Annotated in this window: 20 protein-coding genes; 7 read left to right on the top strand and 13 right to left on the bottom strand. The window is 72.2% G+C overall.

The genetic code is table 11. From position 1 onward, the window contains the following. Nucleotides 1-60 precede the first annotated feature (60 nt). The gene (locus ACWD12_RS24660) at nucleotides 61-1,107 is read left to right on the top strand and encodes an LLM class F420-dependent oxidoreductase (RefSeq protein ID WP_450101504.1); all 1,047 of its coding nucleotides are present in this window, start codon (nucleotides 61-63) and stop codon (nucleotides 1,105-1,107) included. Between the two features lie 60 nt (nucleotides 1,108-1,167). On the opposite strand, the gene ACWD12_RS24655 is transcribed toward ACWD12_RS24660, so the two are convergent. After that, nucleotides 1,168-1,791 carry a hypothetical protein gene (locus ACWD12_RS24655; RefSeq protein ID WP_450101370.1) on the bottom strand — a complete coding sequence of 208 codons (624 nt, stop codon included), beginning with the start codon at nucleotides 1,789-1,791 and terminating at the stop codon, nucleotides 1,168-1,170. Nucleotides 1,792-2,091: 300 nt separating this feature from the next. After that, complete coding sequence (gene corA / locus ACWD12_RS24650; RefSeq protein WP_358362741.1) at nucleotides 2,092-3,075, bottom strand: magnesium/cobalt transporter CorA; 984 nt, start codon at nucleotides 3,073-3,075, stop codon at nucleotides 2,092-2,094. A gap of 125 nt (nucleotides 3,076-3,200) precedes the next feature. Between corA and ACWD12_RS24645 the strand changes: the two genes are divergently transcribed. From ACWD12_RS24645 to ACWD12_RS24635, 3 genes are all read left to right on the top strand, one after another. Then, nucleotides 3,201-3,935, top strand: a complete 735-nt coding sequence (locus ACWD12_RS24645; RefSeq protein ID WP_450101369.1) for a histidine phosphatase family protein — start codon at nucleotides 3,201-3,203, stop codon at nucleotides 3,933-3,935. 211 nt (nucleotides 3,936-4,146) lie between these two features. Further along, nucleotides 4,147-4,713 carry a DUF3090 domain-containing protein gene (locus ACWD12_RS24640; RefSeq protein WP_358362744.1) on the top strand — a complete coding sequence of 189 codons (567 nt, stop codon included), beginning with the start codon at nucleotides 4,147-4,149 and terminating at the stop codon, nucleotides 4,711-4,713. Beyond that, entirely contained in the window at nucleotides 4,683-5,555 is an 873-nt protein-coding gene (locus ACWD12_RS24635) for an SCO1664 family protein (RefSeq protein WP_450101503.1), read from the top strand. Before ACWD12_RS24640 ends, ACWD12_RS24635 begins: the two co-directional genes overlap by 31 nt. Before the next feature lie 175 nt (nucleotides 5,556-5,730). On the opposite strand, the gene ACWD12_RS24630 is transcribed toward ACWD12_RS24635, so the two are convergent. Both ACWD12_RS24630 and ACWD12_RS24625 read right to left on the bottom strand, forming a co-directional pair. Beyond that, nucleotides 5,731-7,245, bottom strand: coding sequence for an MFS transporter (locus ACWD12_RS24630; protein WP_450101368.1), 1,515 nt, complete (start codon nucleotides 7,243-7,245; stop codon nucleotides 5,731-5,733). A 196-nt stretch (nucleotides 7,246-7,441) separates the two neighbouring features. Then, on the bottom strand, nucleotides 7,442-8,140 hold the full coding sequence (locus ACWD12_RS24625) for a TetR/AcrR family transcriptional regulator (RefSeq protein WP_450101367.1): 699 nt from the start codon (nucleotides 8,138-8,140) through the stop codon (nucleotides 7,442-7,444). Between the two features lie 279 nt (nucleotides 8,141-8,419). On the opposite strand from ACWD12_RS24625, the gene mshC reads away from it, so the two are divergent. Next, nucleotides 8,420-9,646: a cysteine--1-D-myo-inosityl 2-amino-2-deoxy-alpha-D-glucopyranoside ligase gene (gene mshC / locus ACWD12_RS24620; protein ID WP_358362747.1), complete on the top strand. Its 1,227-nt coding sequence runs from the start codon at nucleotides 8,420-8,422 to the stop codon at nucleotides 9,644-9,646. Between the two features lie 42 nt (nucleotides 9,647-9,688). Here the strand turns inward: mshC and ACWD12_RS24615 are convergent, their stop codons facing one another. From ACWD12_RS24615 to ACWD12_RS24605, 3 genes are all read right to left on the bottom strand, one after another. Next, nucleotides 9,689-10,483 carry an SDR family NAD(P)-dependent oxidoreductase gene (locus ACWD12_RS24615; protein ID WP_450101366.1) on the bottom strand — a complete coding sequence of 265 codons (795 nt, stop codon included), beginning with the start codon at nucleotides 10,481-10,483 and terminating at the stop codon, nucleotides 9,689-9,691. A 239-nt stretch (nucleotides 10,484-10,722) separates the two neighbouring features. After that, the gene (locus ACWD12_RS24610; RefSeq protein WP_450101365.1) at nucleotides 10,723-12,384 is read right to left on the bottom strand and encodes an ABC transporter substrate-binding protein; all 1,662 of its coding nucleotides are present in this window, start codon (nucleotides 12,382-12,384) and stop codon (nucleotides 10,723-10,725) included. A 40-nt stretch (nucleotides 12,385-12,424) separates the two neighbouring features. Further along, nucleotides 12,425-13,225 (bottom strand): TauD/TfdA dioxygenase family protein, encoded by an 801-nt coding sequence (locus ACWD12_RS24605; protein ID WP_450101364.1) that lies wholly within the window; start codon nucleotides 13,223-13,225, stop codon nucleotides 12,425-12,427. Nucleotides 13,226-13,295: 70 nt separating this feature from the next. Here ACWD12_RS24605 and ACWD12_RS24600 point away from each other — a divergent pair, with 70 nt between their 5' ends. Next, nucleotides 13,296-13,946 (top strand): TetR/AcrR family transcriptional regulator, encoded by a 651-nt coding sequence (locus ACWD12_RS24600; protein ID WP_450101363.1) that lies wholly within the window; start codon nucleotides 13,296-13,298, stop codon nucleotides 13,944-13,946. A 179-nt stretch (nucleotides 13,947-14,125) separates the two neighbouring features. Here the strand turns inward: ACWD12_RS24600 and ACWD12_RS24595 are convergent, their stop codons facing one another. Continuing rightward, nucleotides 14,126-14,719: a DUF6643 family protein gene (locus ACWD12_RS24595; RefSeq protein WP_450101362.1), complete on the bottom strand. Its 594-nt coding sequence runs from the start codon at nucleotides 14,717-14,719 to the stop codon at nucleotides 14,126-14,128. Between the two features lie 313 nt (nucleotides 14,720-15,032). Here ACWD12_RS24595 and ACWD12_RS24590 point away from each other — a divergent pair, with 313 nt between their 5' ends. Next, a complete protein-coding gene (locus ACWD12_RS24590) occupies nucleotides 15,033-16,136 on the top strand; it encodes an ADP-ribosylglycohydrolase family protein (RefSeq protein ID WP_450101361.1) in 1,104 nt (367 codons plus the stop codon). A 319-nt stretch (nucleotides 16,137-16,455) separates the two neighbouring features. Here the strand turns inward: ACWD12_RS24590 and ACWD12_RS24585 are convergent, their stop codons facing one another. From ACWD12_RS24585 to ACWD12_RS24565, 5 genes are read right to left on the bottom strand one after another with little or no spacing between them, the layout of a single operon-like run. After that, on the bottom strand, nucleotides 16,456-17,673 hold the full coding sequence (locus tag ACWD12_RS24585) for a DegT/DnrJ/EryC1/StrS family aminotransferase (RefSeq protein WP_450101360.1): 1,218 nt from the start codon (nucleotides 17,671-17,673) through the stop codon (nucleotides 16,456-16,458). Beyond that, entirely contained in the window at nucleotides 17,664-19,259 is a 1,596-nt protein-coding gene (locus tag ACWD12_RS24580) for a hypothetical protein (protein WP_450101359.1), read from the bottom strand. Before ACWD12_RS24580 ends, ACWD12_RS24585 begins: the two co-directional genes overlap by 10 nt. Further along, nucleotides 19,256-20,461 (bottom strand): GNAT family N-acetyltransferase, encoded by a 1,206-nt coding sequence (locus ACWD12_RS24575; RefSeq protein ID WP_450101358.1) that lies wholly within the window; start codon nucleotides 20,459-20,461, stop codon nucleotides 19,256-19,258. The genes ACWD12_RS24580 and ACWD12_RS24575 overlap by 4 nt, the downstream gene beginning before the upstream one ends. Next, nucleotides 20,458-21,657, bottom strand: a complete 1,200-nt coding sequence (locus ACWD12_RS24570; protein WP_450101357.1) for a glycosyltransferase — start codon at nucleotides 21,655-21,657, stop codon at nucleotides 20,458-20,460. Before ACWD12_RS24570 ends, ACWD12_RS24575 begins: the two co-directional genes overlap by 4 nt. Then, nucleotides 21,654-23,678 carry an AAA family ATPase gene (locus tag ACWD12_RS24565; RefSeq protein WP_450101356.1) on the bottom strand — a complete coding sequence of 675 codons (2,025 nt, stop codon included), beginning with the start codon at nucleotides 23,676-23,678 and terminating at the stop codon, nucleotides 21,654-21,656. Before ACWD12_RS24565 ends, ACWD12_RS24570 begins: the two co-directional genes overlap by 4 nt. Nucleotides 23,679-23,765 lie beyond the last annotated feature (87 nt).

Raw genomic sequence — 23,765 nt, 5'->3', positions numbered from 1 at the left:
ATGCCGGTAGGGTTCCGCCAGGGACACCACGACCTCACGCAGAGAGGCAGCGGCATGGGTATGCGGCTCGGCATCAACCTCGGCTACTTCGGCGCGGGCAACGACGCCGACAACCTGGCCGTCGCGCGGGAGGCGGACCGGCTCGGCTACTCGGTCTGCTGGGCCGCGGAGGCGTACGGCTCCGACGCCGCAACCGTGCTCTCCTGGGTCGCCGCCCAGACCGAGCGCATCGACGTCGGCTCGGCGATCTTCCAGATCCCGGCCCGCACGCCGACCATGACCGCGATGACCGCGGCCACCCTCGACACGCTGTCCGGCGGCCGGTTCCGGCTCGGCCTCGGCGTCTCCGGCCCGCAGGTCTCGGAGGGCTGGTACGGCGTCCGCTTCGACAAGCCGCTCGCCCGCACCCGCGAGTACGTCGAGATCATCCGCAAGGCCATGCGCCGCGAACGCCTCGAACACCACGGCGAGCACTGGGACCTCCCGCTCCCCGGCGGCCCCGGCAAGCCCGTCAAGCTGACCGTGCACCCGGTGCGTGAGCACATCCCGCTCTACATCGCCGCCGTCGGCCCCAAGAACCTCGAACTCACCGGCGAGATCGCGGACGGCTGGCTCGGCGTCTTCTACGCCCCCGAGCACTCCGAGGACTCCCTCGCGCACGTCCGCGCGGGCCGCGAGAAGGCCGGCCTGACGATGGACGGCTTCGACGTCGTCCCGACCGTCCCGGTCGTGCTCGGCGAGGACCCGGTCGTGGCCGCGCACGCCGTCCGCGGCCACGCCGCCCTCTACATCGGCGGCATGGGCAGCCGCGAGCAGAACTTCTACAACAGGCTTGCCGTGCGCATGGGCTACGAGAAGGAAGCCGCCGAGATCCAGGACAAGTTCCTTGCCAAGGACTACCTGGGTGCCGGAATGGCCGTGCCGCACGACCTGCTCGACAAGACGGCCCTGCTGGGCAGCAAGGAGCGGATCGCGGAGCGGATGCAGGCGTACGCCGACACCGGCGTCACGACCCTGACGATCGCCCCCACGGCCGACACGCTCGACGCCCGCATCGCGACCGTCCGCGCGGTCGCCGAGGCACTGGAACTGTCCGGCCTGGCCTGACCCCTGGAGCCGCCGTCCCACCCGAGGAGCAACTCGACGACCGGGCGGTCGACCACCGCTCTACCGGGGGCCCGGGACCCGCTCCGCCACCACCTGCGCGAACTCCAGCAGGCGGCGGATCTGGCCCGGGCCTCCGTCGTCCAGGGACTTGCTGAAGCGGTACGCCTCCTGCCGGAAACGCCCCGTCGACGTCCCCTCCTCGCCGCGCACCGTCGCGATCTCCTGCAAGGTCGGCGTCGCGAGGAACACGTACGCACCGCGCATCTCGCGCCCGCCGTCCGCCGCCGTGCCGACGAGCGTCCTTATGCCCACGTGCGAGACCGAGCCGAGCGGGATCACCTGCACCGACGAGTCGAGGACCGTGCCGCCGGGCGCGGTCGCGTCCGTCATGTCCTCGCTGTGCCAGAGCACCAGGCGGTGGTCGTCGCAGACCGCCGCCTCCTGCCATACGGAGGTGCCGTTGGCGTTGATGTCGACGACGCGTTCGAGCGTGAACGCGCGCACCGGACGACGGCCCAGCACGGAGCCCAGCGCCTCCAGCGCGATGTCGGGGTGCAGCATGTACGCCCGTACTGCGTCCTCGAGTTCGCGGTGCGACGACCAGTCCGCCCCGGCGGCACCAGAACCCGGCACCGCGGGGGGCTGCGTCCGCGACATGCGCTGCCTGCCCGGCCTGCCGAACATCCCCACCTGCTCTCCCCTGGCGTGCTTACCGGACCAGCCTATGCGGGGAAGTGCGCCACGGGTGGCCGGGGCAAGGTGCCGGACCGATCACGAAACGGCGCACACCATGCTTTACGGCCGGGGCGGGGGTTCTGAACAGCCCCGCCTCGGCCGTCACAGATGTCAACGACCGTGCCTCGAAAGGGTTGCGGGTGCGGTTTGCGGCAACCGCCTCGGTCATGCGTGTGGGTGACCTCACAACCAGCGGGTCGCCTCATACAGCGAGTTGCCTCACTGCCGGTGAGTGGCCGACCGGCTGCCTCACAGCCAGCCGTTGCGGCGGAAGAGCCGGTGGATCGACACACACGCGACCACCATCAGAATCAACGCGGCCGGATAGCCCCACCACTGCCTGAGCTCCGGCATGTGCTCGAAGTTCATGCCGTAGACGCCCGCGATCATCGTCGGCACCGCCGCGATCGCGGCCCACGCGGAGATCTTGCGCATGTCCTCGTTCTGCCGCACGCCCACCTGCGCGAGGTTCGCGCTCAGCACGTCGGACAGCAACCGGTCGAACGAGTCGACCTGCTCGTTGACGCGCGCGAGGTGGTCGGCGACGTCGCGGAAGAACGGCTGCGTCTCCGACGGGACGTACATGACCTCGGAGGTGGACAGCTTCCTTATCGGGTCGGTGAGCGGCTGGGCCGCGCGCCGGAACTCCAGTACTTCGCGCTTGAGGAGGTAGATGCGCTCGGCGTCGTTTTCGCGGTGCGCCGAGAAGACGCGGCCCTCCATCTCCTGGAGGTCGGTCTCGAGTTCGGAGGCGATCGAGACGTACGTGTCCACGACCGCGTCGCACACCGCGTACAGCACCGCCCCCGGGCCGTGCCGCAGCACGTCCTCCTTCTTCTCCAGGCGCTTGCGCACCTCGGAGAGCGGGTTCCCCGGGCCGTGCCGGACCGTCACGATGAAGGAGTCGCCCACGAAGATCATGAGTTCGCCGGTCTCGACCGACGAGGTCTCGTCGATGTAGTAGAGCGTCTTGAGCACCACGAAGACCGAGTCGTCGTACAGCTCCAGCTTGGGGCGCTGGTGCGCGTGCAGGGCGTCCTCGACCGCCAGCGGGTGCAGGCCGAACTCGCTCGTGACGAGCTCGAACTCCTTCTCCGTGGGCTCGTGCAGGCCGATCCACAGGAAGGCGCCGCCGACCGCCCGCGCCTCGTCGAGCGCGTCGGAGAAGTCGGCCGGGCCTTCGGTGCGGACACCGTTTCGGTAGATGGCGCAGTCCACGATCACGCGAGACATTGTGGCGGCTCCCGCCCCGCGGCGGGGAGGTGGCAGGTGCCTGCCGTCTGATATGCGGTATTTGCGGAGGCAAGGGCGGCTCCCGGGCCGCGCCACCTGGCCGACGACCGCCGTACAGTGATCCGATGGCGACGCTGCTCCTGGTCCGGCACGGGCGGACCACCGCGAACTCTTCGGGCGTTCTGGCGGGCTGGGCCCCCGGAGTCCACCTCGACGACAAGGGGAAGGAGCAGGCGGCGGCGCTGGCCCGGCGCATCGCCGAGGTGCCGCTCGCCGCGGTCGTCTCCAGCCCCCTCGACCGCTGCCGGGAGACCGCCGCCGAGATCGCCGCGGCCCGCGAGGGCACCAAGCTCGCGCTCGACGCCGGCGTGCAGGTCGACGACCGCGTGGGCGAGTGCCGCTACGGCGACTGGACCGGCCAGGAACTGAAGAAACTCGTCAAGGACCCGCTCTGGCCGGTCGTGCAGAACCACCCCAGCGCCGCGGTCTTCCCCGGCGAGGGCGGCGAGGCGCTGCGCGACACCCAGGCCCGGGCCGTCGAGGCGGTCCGCGACTGGAACGCCCGCATCGAGGCGGAGCACGGCCCGGACGCGCAGTACCTCGTGTGCTCGCACGGCGACGTGATCAAGGCCATCGTCGCCGACGCCCTGGGCATGCACCTCGACCTCTTCCAGCGCATCATGGTCGACCCCTGTTCGCTGACCGTCGTCAACTACGGCCGCATGCGGCCGTTCGTGGCCCGGCTCAACGACACCGGCGGCGCCGTGACCGGTCTGATCCCCGCCGCCAAGCGCCGGCGCCGCGGAAAATCCGCCGCCACCGACGACGCGGTGGTGGGCGGCGGAGCCGGTGCCCCGTAGGGTGCAGCGAGGGGTCCTTCCGGCCCGTACGCGACCGCCGGCGCCACCGCGGGCGGCGCGCGCGGTACGGTCGGGCGTCCCGACCGGCCCGCCCGGTCCGGCGGCGCCCGTCTCGTCGGTGCGCGGTCCCAGCCCCCGTCCCAACGCCCAGCAGCCCCCAGTTCAAGAGCCCCCAGTCCAATCCGTTGTACGAGTAGTACGGAGCCAACTCGTGCCCCGCCAGGTCTTCCTGTACGACCCCCCGGACCGGTTCGTCGCCGGCACGGTGGGGGAACCAGGGCAGCGCACCTTCTTCCTGCAAGCCTCCGCGGCCGGCCGCGTCACCAGCGTCGCGCTGGAGAAGGCCCAGGTCGCGGTCCTCGCCGAACGCGTCGACGAGCTCCTCGACGAGCTCGTGCGCCGCAGTGGCGGCGAGACCCCCGTACCGGCCGTCGCCCCGCCGGACCTGGAGGACGCGGCACCCCTGCAGGTGCCCATCCTCGAGGAGTTCCGGGTCGGCACGATGGCCCTCGCGTGGGACTCCGACGACGAGCGCCTGGTCGTCGAGGCACAGGCGCAGGTGCCGGACGACGACAACCCCGAGGACACCCTCCTCGGCGAGGACGACGAGGACGGGCCGCCGCTGCTGCGCGTGCGCCTGACCGGGCCGATGGCCCGCGCGTTCGCCAAGCGCGCGCTCCTCGTGGTCGCCGCCGGCCGTCCGCCGTGTCCGTTCTGCGGCCTGCCCATGGACGCCGAAGGCCACATCTGCCCCCGCGCGAACGGGTACCGCCGCTGAGCGCCGCACACGGCCCGGTCGGGGACCTCGGCAGCGCCCTGGACACGTCGGCCGCCGAAGAACTGCTGTCCCGCGGCGAGATCACCGTCGAGGGGCGGCTCACCGACGCCTCCAATGCGACGCTCTACTGCCGCGTCGAGCTCGACGGCGTGTCGCGCGCGTGCGTCTGGAAGCCTGTCGCGGGCGAGCGCCCGCTGTGGGACTTCCCGGACGGCACGCTCGCGGGCCGCGAGGTCGCGACGTACGCGCTCAGCGAGGCCACCGGGTGGGGCATCGTGCCGCCCACCGTGCTGCGCGAGGGGCCGTACGGAACCGGCATATGCCAGCTGTGGATCGACGGCGAACCGGCCGAAGGGCTCGTCGACCTCCAGGACCCGGCGGCACCCGAACCGGGCTGGAAGCCGGTCGCGCAGGTGGCCGTGGAGGACGGCAAGGGCGGCCACCGGCCCGCGCTGCTCGTCCACCTCGACAGCGAACCGATGCGCCGCATCGCGGTGTTCGACGCCGTGGTCAACAACGCCGACCGCAAGGGCGGGCACCTGCTGCCCGGCGCCGACGGCCACGTGTACGGCATCGACCACGGCATCTGCCTGCACACCGACGACAAGTTGCGGACCCTGCTGTGGGGATGGGCGGGGGAGGAACTGCCGGAGGAGGCCGTCGAGACGCTGCGGCGGCTGCGCACCGACCTCGGCGGCGCTCTGGGCGCCGCGCTGACGGCCCACCTCACTGCGGACGAGGTCGACGCCGTCGGAGCGCGCATCGAGGCGCTCCTGCGGGACGGGAAGCACCCGCTGCCGAGCCAGGGGCGGCGCCCGGCGGTTCCCTGGCCGCTCATCTGATCGCGGGCTCCCACCACCCGGCCGACCGCATCACCCGGCGACCGCACCGGTAGGCCGCCCGCCCGACAAAACGCCCGCCCGGCCGAACTCCAGCTCCACGAAGACCCGCACGGCGAAGGCCCGGAACCCCTCCCAGGGTTCCGGGCCTTCGCTTCGTACCACCGCCGCGCGGGCGTCAGCCCACGTGCACCGCACGAGCCGGAAGCTCGGCCCCCTCCTTGGCGGGCGCGGGCCGCGGGGTGTTCATCAGGAACCCGACCAGCACCGCGGCGCCGACCAGGATGAACGCGGCGTACGTCGTCGCGATCGAGAACCCGTGCACCAGCCCCTCCCGCTGTACCTGCGGGGTCACCGGTCCGTGCTCCTTCATGTAGTCGCCGGTCGCGGTCGTCGCGATCGTGTTCAGCAGCGCGATGCCGATCGAACCGCCCACCTGCTGCGCGGTGTTGGCCATCGCGGACGCGACACCGGAGTCCTCGGCGCGTACGCCGTGCGTCGCGTAGTTCATCGCGGGCGCCATCACCAAGCCCATGCCCGCACCGAGCAGGAACTCGGCGGGCAGGACGCCGGCCGCGTACGAGGTGCCCACATCGATGCGCGAGAGCAGGAACATGCCGCTCGCCGCGATGAGCATGCCGGGCACCATCAGCGCGCGAGGCGCCACCTTGGGCAGCAGCCGCGACGACAGGCCGCCGCCGCTGATCACCACGCCCAGCGACATCGGCAGGAAGGCCAGGCCGGCCTTGACCGGCGAGAAGCCCTTGACGACCTGGAGGTAGTAGGTCAGGAACAGGAACATCGCGAACATCCCGATCACCGCGAGGCCGATGGCCAGGTACGCACCGCCGCGGGTGCGGTCCAGCATCACGCGCAGCGGCAGCAGCGGCTTGGCGACCCGGGACTCGACGTACGCGAACAGGCCCAGCAGCAGCGCGCCGCCGACGAGCAGGCCGACCACGGTGCCGGAGCCCCAGCCGTCGGTCTCGGCCTCGCTCAGGCCGTACACGATCGCGAACAGGCCCGCGGTGACCAGCAGGACGCCCGGGATGTCGAACCGCGCGCGGCCCTTGGCGCGGGTCTCGCGCACCACCATGTAGGCGCCGGTGCCGGCGATCGCGGCGATGGGGATGTTGACGAAGAAGCACCAGCGCCAGTCCAGGTACTCGGTCAGCACGCCGCCGAGCACCAGGCCGAGGGCGCTGCCGCCGCCCGCGATCGCCCCGAACACACCGAACGCCTTGGCGCGTTCGCGGGGATCGGTGAACCCGACCGCGAGCAGGGACAGCGCGGCGGGGGCGAGGAGGGCGCCGAAGCCGCCCTGGAGCGCGCGGGCGGCCAGCAGCAGCCCGAACGTGTTGGCGGCGCCGCCGAGCGCCGAGGCACCCGCGAAGCCGACCAGGCCGATCATGAACGTGCGCTTGCGGCCGGTGTAGTCGGCGATGCGTCCGCCGAGCAGCAGCAGGCTGCCGAACGCGAGCGTGTACGCCGTGATGACCCACTGCCGCGACGAGTCGGACACGTCGAGGTCCTGCTGCGCCGAAGGCAGCGCGATGTTCACGATGGTCACGTCGATGATGACCATCAGCTGCGCGAGTGCGATGAACGTCAGGGCGAGCCAGCGGCGGGGGTCCGGCTCGGAGGGGGAGGCCCCGGCCGCCGCTTCCTTGTGCGGGGTGTCCGGTGTGCTCATGGCGATCGCCTTCTTCGTCATTCTCGTCGTGGTCCGATGTCGGGGTGGCGGCACCGGGGGACTTGGACTTGGACGTGCGTGTGCCGGGCACGGCGGTGTGTCCCGCCGTGTGCCTGAACGGTGTTGCGGGGGGCGGAACGGAACCGGCGTGTGGTGGCGTGCGCGCCGGGACGGGCGTACGGGTGGCGGCCAGGGGTCAGAGGTCGTCCGCTCGGCCGCTCGCGAGCCGCTTGCGGACCTTGTCGAAGTCCGCCAAGGTGACGACGGGCGCCGGGAGTTCGGCGCGTTCGCCGTCGCCCTCGGCGCGCAGGCCGTCGAGGTAGATGTCGAGGTGCCGGTGCGCGAGGTCGCCGTCGACGAGGAGCTTGGCGATCGCCGGGAGCGGGCGCGTCAGGCGGATCACCATGAAGGTGATGTCGCCGAACGCGATGTCCTTGCGCACGAGCCCCTGCTCCTGGGCGGTGTCGAGGATGCGCTGCACGACGGTGCCCGCGGCGAGCCGTGCGCCGTCGACCTCGTCGTCGAAGACCACGCGGCCGGCGAGCGCGGGCATGGTCGCGCCGATCTTGGCGTCCAGCGCGCGGTGCATGAACAGGCGGAGCGCGTGGTACGCGTCGGTGCCGTTCGCCTCCGCGTCCTGGGCCGCGTCGACCATGGCGGAGAACGTGTTGAGCACGACGGCGCGGATCAGGTCGTCGCGGTCGGGGAAGCGGCGGTAGAGGGTCGCGATGCCGACGCCCGCGCGCCGTGCGATCTCGTCGAGCGGGGCGTCGGCGCCGGACTCGATGAAGATGTCGCGCGCGGCCTCGATGATCAGCTGCCGGTTGCGCAGCGCGTCGGCCCGCATCCGTCCCTCGCCCGACTCCTTGCGCCCCGCGTCGCTCCGCTCGCTCATGCCGCCACCCCGCTCATGCCGTCTCCTCGTGGTGTAGGTGGAGAAAATTCCTCCGCTTGATGAAGACCGTAGCAGAAGTGGAGAGAATTTCTCCACTAGTTCTCCTCCGATTTTCGACGCATCCTGTGCCGCGCTCCGTGGACGGCGGCGGGCGGCGCCGGGGCGGCAGCCGCGTACGGGCGGCGGGCGGCCGGCGTACGGGCGTCGGACGCGGGCCGCGGCGCGCATTCCGGCCCGCCGGTATCCGGCGTGCGCTCACGTACCGTTACGCTCATAGGCATGTATGCCTGGCCCGCACCCGAACTGCCCGTCCTGCCAGGTCAGGGCGCGTCCCTGCGCGTGTTCGACAGCGCCGCCCGCGACCTCGTCACGACCGACCCGGGGCCCGTCGCCGGGCTCTATGTCTGCGGCATCACGCCTTATGACGCCACCCACATGGGGCATGCCGCGACCTACGTCGCGTTCGACCTCCTCCAGCGGGTCTGGCGCGACGCGGGCCACCGCGTCCACTACGTGCAGAACGTCACCGACGTCGACGACCCGCTGCTGGAGCGCGCGGCCCGGGACGGCGAGGACTGGACCGAGCTCGCGGAGCGCGAGACCACGCTCTTCCGCGAGGACATGACGGCCCTGCGCGTCCTGCCGCCGGACCACTACATCGGCGTCGTCGAGGCCATCGACCGCATCGTCCCGCTGATCGTGGACCTGCGGGACAAGGGCGCGGCGTACGACGTCGACGGCGACGTCTACTTCGCGGTGGCCTCCGACGCGCGCTTCGGCGGGGTGTCGGGCTACACCGCCGAGGAGATGCTCAAGCTGTCCGCCGAACGCGGCGGCGACCCGGACCGGCCCGGCAAGAAGAACCCGCTCGACCCGCTGCTGTGGCGCGCGGCGCGCGACGGCGAGCCCTCGTGGCCCAGCCCGCTCGGCCCCGGCCGCCCCGGCTGGCACGTCGAATGCGTCGCCATCGCGCTGGAACACCTCGGCATGGCCTTCGACATCCAGGGCGGCGGCTCGGACCTGGTCTTCCCGCACCACGAGATGGGCGCCTCGCACGCGCAGGTCGCCACCGGTGAAGCGCCGTACGCCAAGGCGTACGTGCACGCCGGCATGGTCGCGCTGCACGGCGAGAAGATGTCGAAGTCGCGCGGCAACCTGGTGTTCGTCTCCGCGCTTCGCAAGGGCGGCGTCGACCCGATGGCCATGCGCCTGGCGCTACTCGCGCACCACTACCGCAGCGACTGGGAGTGGACGGACGAGGTGCTGGCCACCGCCGAGGCCCGGCTCGAACGCTGGCGCGCCGCGGTCTCGCGCCCCGACGGCCCGTCGGCCGATCCCCTCCTGGCCGAGATGCGCGCGCGTCTGTCCGACGACCTCGACGCCCCCGGCGCCCTGGCCGCGATGGACGCGTGGGCGGACCGCCAGCTCACCGAGGGCGGTGCGGAGGAGTCCGCCCCCGGCGTGGCGTCCCGAGCCGTCGACGCACTCCTGGGCGTCGCTCTGTAGGCAAGCCCGGGAAGAACCCGCCCCGCCGGGTCGGGGCGCACCTCAGGGGGCGATCGAGTCGACGTAGCCGCCGTCGACGCGTACCGCCGCACCCGTGGTCGCCGACGCCTGCACGGAGCCGAGGTACACCACCATGGCGGCGATCTCGTCGGGCTCGATCAGGCGCTGGAGCAGGGACTGCGGCCGGTGCACGCGCATGAACTCGCGCTGCGCCTCGTCCCACGGCAGCGAGCGGTCCACCAACTGGTAGACGAAGTCCTCGACCCCGCCGGTGTGCGTCGGCCCGGCGACCACGGTGTTCACCGTGACACCGCTGCCGGCCGCCGCCTTCGCGAACCCGCGCGAGACGGCGAGGAGAGCGGTCTTGGACATGCCGTAGTGGATCATCTCGGCCGGCACGGCGAACGCCGAGTCGCTGGCGATGTACTGGATCCGGCCCCAGCCGCGGTCCGTCATGCCGGGCAGGTACGCCCGGGTGAGGCGCACCGCGGTCAGCACGTTCACCTCGAAGTACCGGCGCCACTCCGCGTCGGTGATCTCCAGCGGCTCCTGCGCGCCGAAGATGCCGAGGTTGTTGACGAGGATGTCGATGTCCGGCAGCCGGTCGACGAGTTCGGCGGTGCCCTCGTCGGTCGCGAGGTCCGCCGCCACGCCGAGCACGTCCGCGCCCGGCGCGCCGTGCCGGATCTGCCCGACCGCGGCGTCGACCTTGCCCGCGTCGCGCCCGTTGACCGCGACCCGCGCGCCCGAGCGGGCCAGCCCGGCGGCGATGGCCAGCCCGATGCCTTGACTGGAACCGGTGACCACGGCGGTCTTCCCCGTGAGGTCCAAGTGCATGTGGCGACAACCCGTCTTCCGTGGGTGGGCGGCGCGTCGGCCCCAACTCGGGGACCGGCGCCATGCGGTGCCCGTGCGCGCACCGCATGGCCATCAGCATGCAACGGCGCCGCCCGGGGAGCGCACAGCACACGCCGGGTTCCGCGGAGCGCCGCCGACGCGGCCGGCTCCGTCGGCGCTGTCGCACACTCCGCTGTCTCGGCTCTCTCAGCTCCGTCGGCTCCGTCGACCCGGCCGGATCAGCCCGTGCGGCCCAGCCGGTCGGGCAGCAGGCAGGCGTCCCCGAACATCGTGATGCCGGTGATCTGCCGGCGGTACGCCGTCGCCGAGCATGCGTCGAGGTACGTCCACACCGGCACTTGCTCGGCGGCGATCCGCTGCACCCGCGCATACGCCGCGGCCCGCACGCCCGCGTCGACCGCGGTCCGCGCCTCGTCCAGTGCCCGGTCCGCCTCGGCGTCCCGCCACCCGCCGAGATTGGCCGGCCCGCCGCCGCGCAGCAGTTCGGAGAGCGCCGGCTCGGGATCCGTGAAGGACACGCTGAACAACGAGGCCTGGAAGTCGCGGTTGACGATGACCCCGGACTGGTAGCCGGGGCCGTCGACGGCGCGGATGTCCATCTGCACGTTCTTGAGGGTGACCAGGCGGCTCTGGATGTACTCCGCGGTCTTCCGCGAGGCCGGGCTGTTGAGTGCGGTGAAGGTGAACCTCAACGGCTGGCCGGCGGTGGCGAGTTCGTCGAGCAGCGCTTGGGCGCGGGCGCGGTCCTGACCCGGCTGCCGGGCGTCCGGGGCGGCGTACAGCGTGCCCGCCGGGAAGAGGCCCGTCGATCCGGGCAACTCCCGGCCGTAGACCGTCTTGACGAGGTCGGAGGTGTCCAGCGCGGCGGCGAACGCCTGCCGTGCGCGGACGTCGTCGAACGGTGCCCGCGTCGTGTTGAAGACGATCAGGAGGCCCCCGGCCGTCACGGTCTCCGCCACACCGAGGCCCGCGTCCCGTGCGGCGCCCGCCTGGGTGGCCGCCGAGGCGAGCAGCAGGTCGGCGCCGCCGGAGGCCACGGTCTCGACCTGCTGCCGTTCGTCCAGCGCCGTCCTGACGACGAGCCGGTCCAGGTATGGGCGTTCGGGCTGCCAGTAGCGCGGGTTGCGTTCGAACACCATCTGGCTGCCGCGCGTCCACGAGGCCAGGACGAAGGGTCCCGCGCCGACCGGGTTCGCCGCGAACCCCGCCGGGTCCGCGGCGATGGCCTTGGGGGACCCGACGAACGCGAGGCTGCGGGCCACCACGCCGTCGAAGTGCGGGTTGGGCGCGGGGAGGGACACGGTGAGCGTGACCGGGTCCGTGACCGCGAGCCGGAGGTCCTTGGCGATCCGGAACTGCGGTGAGCGTACGCCCGGGTCGGCGGCCCGCGCCCAGTTGAAGCGGACCGCGTCGGAGTCCAGCGTCGTCCCGTCGGAGAACAGCACGCCGGGGCGGAGCCGGAGCACCCACGTCGTCCCGCCGTCCGGGGTGGTCAGCGATTCGGCGAGTTGCGGGCGCACCTCGCCGGTGCGCTGGTCCGCGTACACGAGCACGTCGAACACCGCGGCCATGCGGGTGCCGTACGTGATTCCCGTGGGGTTCACGGCCGCCGGGTCGAAGCCGTTCGCCTCCAGGGACAGCATCAGCGTCGCCGTGCCGCCGCGCACCGCGGGGGCCGTCGGGTCGGCCGCCGGGGCGCCGGCGGAGTCGTCGCCACCCCCGCCGCAGGCCGCCACCGAGGCCGCGAGGGCGGAGGACAGCACGCCGGCGGAGAACACCCGGCGGCTGACACTGGTCGACTGGGCCAGTCTTCGTGTCGGTGGGACGCGGGTCGGCCGGGTCGTCGGCGTCATCGGGGATGTCGGGAACATCGGTGTCATGGGGGGCTCCAGAACGGGTCTTGCGGCCGGGGTGCGTGGTTCAGCGGGGCGCGTCGCCCTCGATGACGATGCGGTGCATGACGCGCGGGCCCTGGTAGTCGTAGACGGCGTAGTGCTGCGTGCTGCGGTTGTCCCAGAGCGCGATGTCGCCGGTACGCCACGTGAATCGCACCTGGAACTCCGGCCGGGTCACGTGGTCGAACAGGAACGGCAGCAGCAACTCGTTCTCGCGCTCGTCGAGTTCGACGATCCGGGTGGTGAAGATCCGGTTCACGTAGAGGCAGCGGCGGCCGGTGGCCGGGTGGGTGCGTACGACGGGGTGGACGACGGGAGGCAGCGCGTCCATGTCGCCGCCGCGGTGCGAGCGCGACTTCGTGAAGTCGTGTTCGGCGGTGAGCCCGTCGAGCAGCGCGCGCATCGGCGCGGACAGCGACCGGTACGCACTCTCCATGTCGGCCCACAGCGTGTCGCCGCCAACGGCCGGCAGGGACACCGCGCGCAGCATCGTCCCCATCGGGGGAGCGGCCATGAACGTCGCGTCGCTGTGCCAGATGTCGGCGTTGGAGACCTTGGGCCCTTCGCCGCCGGTCGCCAGCACCATGACCTCGGGCAGGTCGGGCGCCGCGGGCTTGCCGAACGGGAAGCGCTGCAAGGCGCCGAAGCCGGCCGCGAAGTCGCGCTGGTGGTACGCGGTGACGTCCTGGTCGCGGAAGAAGAGCACCTGGTGGGTGTGCAGCGCGTCGGCGAGTGCGGCGTACACCGCGGGGGGCGGCGGTTTGCGCACGTCGAGGCCGCGGACCTCGGCGCCGATCGCGGGAGTGAGGGGGTGGATGTCGAACACGGGCATACCTCGCGAACCGATGAGACAGTTTGACTTAATCCGATGAGACGGAATGTCTTACACTGCTCGCATGGATGTCAAGACCCGGACCCGGGCGCGGATTCTCGACGCCGCCGAGCGCCTGTTCGCGGAGCGCGGCGTGGCCAACGTGTCGCTGCGGGAGATCGGCGCGGCGGCGGGCCAGCGCAACAACTCGGCGGTGCAGTACCACTTCGGCACGCGGGACGCCCTGGTCAGGGCGTTGTACGAGGACCGCCTCGCACCCCTCAACGCGCGCCGCCTGGAACTCCTCGCGGATCTGTCCGGCGGCCGGCGCGACGACCTCGGCGCCCTGGTGGACATCTATCTGCGCCCACTCGCGGAGGCCATGCGCGACAACCCCCGCGACGACAGCCACTACGCACGCTTCGTGCACCGCTTCACGCTGGAGGACGCGCCCGTCTCACCGCCCCTGGGCGAGGACGTCGCGGGCGGCATCAGGGAGGTCACCGCGCGCATCGGGGAAACCCTCGCGGCACATGAGCCGGACCTGCCGCCGGGAAACCGCGCCGCACGGCTGCGCCTCATGCAACTGCTGGTGACCGCAACCCTGGCCGACGCCGAGCGCCGGTTGGCCGACGGCAGCAAACTGCCGCTGCCCTTCGACGAGTTGATCACCGATCTGCGCGCCGCCGCGGTGGGCGTGCTGCGCGCGAACTCGGAACTGCCCCCGCGCGCCTGACAGTCGTCGGCGGGGTGGACTCACGGCCGCGGGCGGACGGAAGGCTCCGCCCGCCGCTGTCGGTCGGCCGATGTCGGGTCAGCCGGTACCCGGCCGGCCAGTGGTCGGCCGGCCCGTCGGTGGTCAGCTGGTCGGCCGGCGGTCGAGCGCCGTTCAGCCGACGTGCTGCCGGTGTCGCGTCAGTACCGGTCCTGGAACCCGGTCGACTCCGGGCGACCGGCCATCCGCGGCGGCGGGACCTGGCCGCCGTACGGCTGCGGCGCACCCGGCGCGGGCCGGTAGCCCTGCGGCGCACCGGGCGCCGGGCGGTAGCCCTGCGGGAGCGGCTGGGCGGCGTACTGCTGCGGCGGCTGCGGAGCCGCGGCGTACTGGCCGCTCTGCTGTCCGGTGATCGGCGTGAACGGCAGCGGCGCGGGCGGGGCCGGCGCCGGGGCGTAGCCGGGCGACGTGTAGCCGGCGTTGGCGTATGGCGAACTGCCGTACGAATTACCGGAATACGTGGCGGCAGGCGCCGCGGGGGCGGCGTACGACGGGCTCGAATACGACGAACCGCCGTACGACGAACCGGAGTACGACGAGGGCAGCGCGGGCAAGGCCGGCAGGGCCGGGCGCTCGCCGAAGCGCGAGTAGTGCCCGAGCCCCGTGAAGTCCGGCGCGGGCACGTGCATGGGGCCGATCTCCGGGCGGCCCCGCTCGGCCACCAGACGGTCGTAGATCGGGGTCTCCGAATACGGCGAATAGATGCCGCCGTCAAAGGCTCGAGCCGAGGTCATGGGCGATAAGGTACGCGATCCGGAGCCGTTGCGAACCCCTTTCGAGCTGTCGAATTTCCGAGGTACGCGCTGGTTTTACGCCAAGGACCCGAAGTACCCCCCTCCCATGCAACGTGCACGTAACCAACGGTGGTCGGCATGGACCGATAACATCCGATTGGGCCATTGGCGTACAGATGTACGGTGAAGTGTGGCCATCGTGCCTTCCGCAGAGCATGATGGCTGCTTGCGGCCTGCGGGCCCACCGCACTCGTGTGCACCCGCACTTGTGTCCACTTGTAACGCATGACCCACCCGACGGGGGAGGGACCACGTGCGACGCGAACGAAGCGAACCGACCGGCAACGGCCGCGGGCACCGCGACGGTGCCGTGACCGGGCGGCGGCCTCGGCCGGATGCCCCCGGCGCCCCGGATGCCGCGGGCGCCTGGGAACCCGCCGACGACGCCGGCATCGACGCGGGCCTGCCGCCCGACGGACCGCCCGACCCGCCGCCACCCGACGACGTGCTCCTCGACCGCATCCAGGGCGGCTGGCTGGGGCGTTGCGCGGGCGCGCACATGATGGCCCATCCGGGCGAAGTGCTGGACCGCTGCGACGCCGTCGACCGCGCGGTGTTGACGCTGCGGTTGCTGGAGACGTACGGTCCGGGCTTCACCCACGAGCAGATGGCGTCCCTATGGCTGCTGACCCTGCCCTTCCTGCGGCCCGGCGGCGCCGAACGGGCCGCGTACCGCATGCTCGTCGACGGCGTGACCGTGCCCGGGCACGTCGGCACCATGCGCAGGCCCGAGCCCACGCAGGAGGGCGACGGCGCCCTGCCCCGGGCCGACCTGTACGGATACATCGCCCCCGGCGATCCCCGGCGCGCCGCCCGGCTCGCCCGCAAGGACGCGCAACTCTCGCACGTCGGAAGCGGGCTGTACGGCGCCATGTGGGTCGCCGCCCTCTCGTCGGCGGCCTTCACCGCACGCGACGCCACGGAGGCCGTCGCTGTTTCCCTGCGGCACATCCCGCCCAGGTCGCGCCTGTGCGACGCGCTGTGCGAGGTGCTGGTCGCGCACGCGCGCGGACGCAGCTGGCCGGACGTCGCCGACGACATCCACCGCGCCCACGCGCACTACGGGCCGCAGCACACCGTGGGCAACGCGTGTCTGATCGCCGCCGGTCTGCTCTGGGGTGACGGGGACTGGACGCAGACGGTGTCGCTGACCGTGCGCGGCGGCTGGGACACCGAACTCGACGCGACGGTCGCGGGTTCGGTGGCCGGCGTGCTCGTGGGCACCGAGGGCATCCCCGCGGAGTGGCGGCACGCGGCGGTGGACCGGGTTCGGACCGCGGTGCCGGACGCGGGCGAATGCCGCATCACCGATCTTGCGGGAAGGACTTACGCACTGACCCGCACCAGCACTCCGTGACCACCCCGGCGACCGCCATCGTGACCATCTCCGCGATCGCCCCGTGACGTGAACTCCTTTTCGGGCGGCGGCCGCCCGAAAAGGAGTCCCCGAGAAGAACGCGGCGGAAATTCCACGAGCTATTCGGACGCTTGTCCGACGCATTGTCCGAGCCTTGTGCGGCCCTTGCGCGACGCCTTGTGCGTCGGCTTACCGAACGCCGTGTCCGGTCCCTTGTCGGACCACTTGTCGGGCCACGTGCCGGGAGCCTTGTCCGGCACGTTCGCATTCCGTGCGGGTGTGCGCGGGCCAAACCCCCGCGCGCACCCACACGACGCGTTCAGAGCCGCGCGGAGTGCGCCTGGATGCGGGTCACCGCGTCCGCGACGCGCAGGATCGTGGCTTCCTCCATATGCGACCACAACGGCACCGTCAGCACCCGCTCGGCCATTTCCTCGGTCACCGGAAGCCGCCACGACCCGGGCGGCGACGCGTACGCCTTCTGCAGGTGCACCGCGGGGTGGAAGTACCGGCGGGAATCGATTCCCTCGGCCTTCAGTGCCGCCGCCAACGCCGTTATGCCGCAGCCGAATTCGGCCGGATCGACGATGAGCGTCAGATCCTTCCACGTCGACGTGTCGCCGTCCGCGAGCGCGGGCAGCCGTACGCCGGGCAGCCCCTCGATACGCGCCGCGAACGCGGCCGCCAACGCCCCTCGGTGGGCCACGCGTTCGGGCAGCGTGCGCAGCGACACCAGCGCGAGCGCGGCGTGCAGCTCCGACATCCGCGCGTTCAGCCCCGGGAAGAGGCAGTCGTAGTCGCCGGGGTTGCCGTACCCCCGGCCGAGCCGGATCTGCTCGGCCAGCGCGGCGTCGCGCGTCGCGACGAGACCACCCTCCGCCGCGGCGAGGACCTTGGTGGGGCTCAGGCTGAACACCTCGGCCGCCCCGAACCCGCCGATCGGCGTACCGGCGCGGCGGCTGCCGAACGCGTGCGCCGCGTCGTACAGCAGCGGTACGCCCCACTCCGCGGCGACCTTGTCCAACTCCTCGACGTGGCACGGAGTCCCGTACACGTGCGTGGCCATCAGCGCCTTGACGGTGGGCGGAGACCCTTCCGCCGCGTCGATCACGCTTGCCAGGAGCGCCGGATCCAGCGTCAGCGTCTCGCGGTCCACCTCGGCGAAGTCCGGTAGCCCGCCCGCCCAGTGGGCCGCGTGCGCGGTGGCCGAGAACGTGAAGCTCGGCATCGCGACCCGATGGCCCGCCACGTCGAACGCCTGAAGCACCAGCATCAGGCCGCTCGTGCAACTCGCCACCGCGACCACATGCGGCACCTCCAGGAACTCTGCCGCGGCCTCCTCCAGTTCGCGGACGGTGTCGCCGTTCGTCAACTGCCCGCTCGTGAGGATCGCGTCGAACCGGCGGTCCAACTCCGCACGGTCCGGGACCTGTACGCGCGTCAGCGGCAGCCCCTCCGGAAACGCCGGCGACCCCCCGAGCACCGCCGGGAGCGCCACATCCGACGCACCGCCCTGCCCACCCATCGTCACCGCCATTGCGGATCCCCCCTCCCTGCGGCCGGGATCCCCGTCCCGGCCTGATCGGACGTGCCTGAAACCCCCGGATCCGGCATCCCGGACGACTCCGCCCCCGCCGTACTGCCGCTGAACGAGGCGCCGTTCGTGGCACCCGCGCCGACCCGGACACCCGCCCCGGCAGCCGCCGCACCCGCGGCACCCGCCGCACTCCCCGGCATGCCCCCGGCCGCGGCCCGCGGCTTGGCCGGAACTCTGCGGCGCCGGACCCCCACCCCGTCCGGCGCCTCGGGTTTGGGTATCGCGAGCAGGATGAGCACGAACGGGAAGACCTGCACGCGCTCACGCGTGAGGATGCCGAAGTTCTTGATGTTGGCGAACGCCATCGCGAACACCAGCACGTACACCAGCGCGAAGGCCAGGTACGGGCGTCTGATCAGCAGCGCCGGAAGGCGTCGCAACCGGGCCAGCGACGTGATGAACAACGCCAGCAGCAACACGCCTTCGAGCGACGCCAACAGCGCCTGCATGTTGTGCACTTCGAACGGGAACGGCCGGAACAGCACGGTCATCAGCGACTGCGGCAGATGCGACGGCGAGATGACGCTCGTCTGCTCGGCCGTCGTCTGCGCCGAACCGCCTTGCGAAGTCAGCGTCTGCGTGCGGTTGACGACTTCCGTGGCCGACCCCGCGCTCAGGTCCGCGGTCCCGAAGAACTTGCCGACCTGCTTCAGTGCGATCACCGCGCCGGCTCCCAGCACGACGGCGCCGATCCCGGCCCGTATCGGTCCGAGCGCCGACACCTGCTGCGGTCTGCTGCGCAGCAGGTAGCCGACGATGAGCCCGCACATCACCAGCACGGTGACGTGCGGCCGGACCATCGTCGTGCCCAGCATGCCGAGCAGCAGGAAGAGGTACGCCCCGCGCCGGCGCACCAGCAGCAGCGCGCACCCGTACGCGCACATGCCGAGGGTGAACAGCATCCACGTGTCCTTGCCGATGCCCGACGGCCAGAAAAGCAGCGACGGCAGGAAGAACACGAGCTTGGAATACCGCTTCCGGTCCCCGTCGGGATAGGCGATCGTGAACGCCCGCCAGCACAGGTACAGGCCCCAGAAGCCCAGCCACGAGTAGACGAGATATCCGGACAGGATCGACTGCCCGACGAACGCGTACACGATGCCGGTGAGGATCATGATGAAGCCGGTGCCGATGACCTTGCGCCCGATGTCGACGGTGAAGTCGCCGTCCCGGAAGAAGACCGCCAGATGGCGGCCTTCGAGGTCGTACATCGCGGCGTCGGCATTGCCGCCGTACAAGTGGAACGACATCCAGTACCGCGCGAAACAGGCCACCAGTTTGGCGACCAGCGCCCACACCACGATCTTCTGGAACCACGGCTCGTCGTCCCGGGTCAGCCGCTCCAGGATCGGGATGCTGAGCGTGAGCAGCAGCGGGAAGACGATGAGCGCCCCCCACATGTCGTACGCCCGGTTCTCCATCGACCACGCGAACACGGCCACGTAGAACCCGACCACCCCGGTCGCGGCGACGCCGCCCCACGGTATCCGCGGGCGGCGGAACCGCGGCAGCGCGGTGCCGCTCAAAAGACCTCCAGGTCACCCAGGGCCAGATGCCAGGAGTTCAGGGTGTGCGGGTCCAGGCCGTAGGGGAGCGGCCGCAACGGGCGCGCGACCATGAGCATGCCGGTGCGCGGCGGCGTCGCGTAGCCCGCGTACCGCGCCGCCCGCGACGCGTCCGAACCGGGCGTCAGGTGCGTCGCCACGTGGTCGCACCCGGACAGGCCCGCGGCGGACAGCAGCCGTCGCGCGGTCATCCGGTCGCCCGGCCTGATCAGCAGCTGCGACAGCGTGAATTCGGCCAGCGGTCCGCGCATGCGCGGGCGGCCGAACGCGACCCCGTCCAGCACGCCCTGCCGGTACGCGGCGATCACCCGGTAGTCCAGGCCCGGCGCGTCGCCGTACCGCCAGCGCAGGTACGCCTCCGTCGGCCGGGTGCGCAGCCGGTCCGGGTACAGCGCCGCGTCCGCCGAGTCCGCGTCGCCGATCAGCTCCTCCAGCCCGTTGCACGCGGCCGGGTCGGAGAAGAACTGGTGGGCGGTCGGGAAGCGGCAGCGGATGGTCGAGGCGTCCACCGTCGCCCTGGGCAGCTCGGAGACGTCGGGCAGGTTCGTCGCCCGCGAGCCGGTCCCGGACGCGTACGAGCTGCTCACCGCGCCGGGGCCGGGCCGCGTCCGGCCGAAGTCGGCCGTCGACCCGGACACCTTGGCCTCCGCCGCCTCACCGGACCGCAGTTCGCGCAACCCCTTGGCGAAGGCCAGGGGCCGGATCGGGTGCAGCGCGATCGGCACCTTGCCCACCTCGCGCCAGCCCATCTTGAGGTAGCCGGGCAGGCTGTTGGCGTTCGGCGTGTTGAACACCAGGTCGGTGTCGTCCGCGAGCCGGTCCAGCAGCTCCCGCGTCATCCGGGTGAACAGGCCGCGGCCCTGCATCTCGGGATGCGTCGCGGTGTCCACCGCCCGCACCGCGCGCACCGGTTCGCCTTGGTGCACGAACTCCCAGCGCAGGAACAACCGCACGGCCGCGATCCCGCCCTCCGGTGTCTCCGCGACCAGTCCGGGGCTGGCGCCGAACGGATTGTCGTGGTGCTTCCAGTCGAAGAACTCCTGGGTGCGTTCACCGGTCGGCCCGCCCCCCGCGAGCGCGGCGGCCAGCAGTTCGAGCACCTGCGGCTCGTCGTCCTTCGCCAACTCCCGGACCAGGACATCCCCTTGGGATCGGTCGGTCATCGTCTCAGCACCTCCCGGTACACGTCCTCGATCCGTGCCTGCGCGCCCGCCACGTCGAACGACTCCGACCGCAGGCGCGCGGCCTTGCCCCACGCGCGCCGCCGTGCCGGATCCGCCGCCGCCTCCGCGAGCGCCGCCGCCAATGCGGCCGGATCCCCCGAGGGTACGACGCGTCCCTCGACTCCGTCCGTCACGATCTCGGGCATGCCCCCGACATCGGTGACGACAACCGGCAAACCGGTCGCCATCGCCTCCATGAGCGCGACCGGAAGTCCCTCCTGCCGCGACCCGAGCGCGAACACGTCGAACGCGGGCAGCAGTTCGGGGACGTCGCCGCGCGACCCGGTGAAGACCACCGAGCCGGCCAGGTCGGGACGGGACGCCCGCTCACGCAACTGCGGCTCCAGCGGGCCCAGGCCGATCAGCACGAGGCGTGCGGCCGGCTCGCCGCGCCGCAGCAGCGCGTGCGCCTCCAGCAGGCCCATGTGGTCCTTCTTGGGCGTGAAGTTCGCGACCATGCCGTAGGTGAACGCGTCGGGGTCCAGGTCGAGCAGGCGCCGCGCCCGCTCGCGGCCGCCCGCGCCCTGGAGCACGCCGCCCAGATCGGGACCGTGGTAGACGACGCGCAGCGGCTCGACACCCGGACGCGTACGGGGCAGGCGTTCCGGGGCGATCGTCCCGGCGACCGCCTTCGACACCGCTATCACCGCCGAATTCCTGCGGTAGGTCCACGAGTTCGCGAGGCGCGTCGGAGTCCGGTAGCGGTGCCACAGGTTGTGCTCGGTGTGCACCAGCGCGACGCCGCGGTGCAGCAGCAGGCGCGCCGCGACCGCGGGGACGGGCATGTGCGTGTGCACCAGGTCGTACCCGCGCGCGGCGACCAGGCGCCGCAGGCGCAGCGGCCAGGTGCGGTCGGCCCGCGCCGCGCCGCCGCCGGCCGCCGGGCCGGGGTCCGCGCGGTCGCCGTCGGCTCCGGGGCGCTCGCCGAGGCAGTGCACGCGCACCCCGGCGTCGCGGAGTGCCGGGACGAGGGCGTCCTTCCACGGCAGGACGTATGCGACCTCGACGTCGAACCGCTCCCGGTCCACATGCCGGGCGCAGTTGACCAGCAGTTGTTCGGCGCCGCCGCGGCCCAGGCCCTTGGTCAGCCACAGCACGCGCGTCCGGGCGGCCGACCCGGGCGGCGCGCCGGTCACGGCAGGTCCTCCGTGCCGGACCGTCCGCCGCGGCCCGGACGGCCGCCGGGACGGCCGAACTGGCCCAGGTCGTTCGGGTCGTCGTCCAGGAACCCGCCGCCGCCGTAGCCGCCCTGCCCGCCGTCGAACCGGTCGTCGAGGTCCGCGGGGTAGGAAGTCGCCCGCGGCTCGCCCGGTCGCACGCTTATCGTGCGCAACTCGGCGGTGTGCACGAACGAGTCGGGGTCGGGTTCGCGGGTGGTGGGCGGCCGGGGCACCTCCGGGTCCGGGCCGTCGCCGTCGGTCCCGCCGCCGGGTCGTACGGCCACGGCCGCACTGCCGTCGCCGATCTCGGTGCGCCGCGCCCAACTCGGCGCCGAGCGCTCGCCGTCCTCGGCCAGCTCCGCCGCGTTGGAGCGGCTGCGCAGGATGAGGCCGGAGCCCGGGACGCTGATCGACGACAGGCCGCGCCCGCGCATCCCGACGCTGGACGGGTCGGTGCCGACCAGCGCGATTCCCGCCACCGGAACACCCGTGCGGGTCAGCAGCTCGGAGACACGCGACGCCTGATCGGGCGTCAGGTTGCCGCTGCGGGTGACCACGAGCATCGCGTCGGAGTGCTGGATCAGGTCGTTCGTGTCGTTCGCGAACAGCAGCGGCGCGCTGTCCAGCAGTACGACGTCCGCGTGGTGCCGCGCCCGGGCGATGACCTCGCCGACCCGCAGCAGCAGTGCGGCCGGGTAACTGGTCGGCGCGCCGCCGGTGATCACCCGCACGTGCGGGATCTCGGTGGCGCGTATGACGTGCGCGAGATCCGTCTCGCGGTCCGACAGCAGCAGTTCGGACAGCCCCGTGCCGGTCTTCGCACCGAGGTACAGGTGCGTCTCCGGGTTGCGGAAGTCGCAGTCCAGCACGAGCACGGAGCGGCCGGCCTCGGCGAGTGCCGCGGCGAGGTTGGCGACGGTGCTGGTACGGCCGTCCCCGGGCTTGGGGGAGACCACCAGGATGACCGGCGCCGGGTCGGTGAACTGGCGTACCGGCAGCGAGGAAGCCCGGCCGGTGCGCGGCGGCGTCTCGCCGAGCCGGAACGCGAGCCCGGGCGGACCGGACAACAGCAGCGCGGACCGCAGGGAGCGGTACGCCTCCGAGACCGGACTGCCGGGGCGCGCCGCCACCAGCACGGCATGCCCGGCGCGCATGCGCCGGGACGCGCGCGGCACCTCGGCGATGACCGGCATGCCGAACGCGTCCTCGACCTGGAGGCGGGACCGCAGCCGCATGTCCATGCGGTCGACCATGAGCGCCGCGACGAGGCCGAGCGCCAGGCCCAACAGCCCGGCCAGCCCGAGCCGCAGCGGACGGGAGGTCGGGGCGAGGATGCTGGTCGCCGCGTCCGCCGAACTGCGCATGTTGTCCTGCACGAGGACTTTGGGGTCGTTGAACGGCTGCGAGTACTTTTCGAACTCCGCCGACAACTTCTTGTACGAGTCCTGCTTGGTGCCCAGGTCGGCCTGCTGGATACTCGTCGCCCGCTGAGCGGCGGGAAGGGCCTCGACTTCCTTCTGCAGCCGCGTGATCTCGCCACGCAGCTTGTCGAGTTCGGGGCGGACGCTTTCGGCGGTGGCTTGGAACTTCGCGCGCTGCTTCGTCGCGAAGATCTCCACCGTCGTGGTGGCCCAGGTACGGGCCAGCAGTTCCGAATCCTCCTTGCTCGCGCCCTTGACGGTCACCCAGAAGGCGCCCGCCTCGCCGTCGACCCCACTGGTCACCCGTGCCGCGATGAGCGCCGGATCCTTGTTGATCTTGGCGGCCACGGCCTTCGCGACGTCGCCGCCGTCGGAGACGAACTTGACCTCGATGAGCTGGAATTCCTTGTCGGTCTCCGGCGAGCGCACGACGGAGATCGTGCTCTCCCAGTCGTCACCCAACGCCTTGGGGTCCTCCGGGGTGAGCATGAATCCGGCGACCAACCCCACCGCCAGGCACGCCAGCACCAGCTTCCAGCGGCGCTGCAAGACGGAGAAGTAACTAGAGGTCTCCACCGGTCCCCCTCCGGATCGCGGTCAAGGAGTGCGCAGGGTGAAGTGCGTGAGCGGTCGGCCACGATGCGTTTCCGCGGCAGGTCAACG

It is taken from the genome of Streptodolium elevatio (assembly GCF_053592165.1).
The sequence above is the reverse complement of the archived record's forward strand: the minus strand, read 5'-3'. Positions and strand labels throughout refer to the sequence as shown.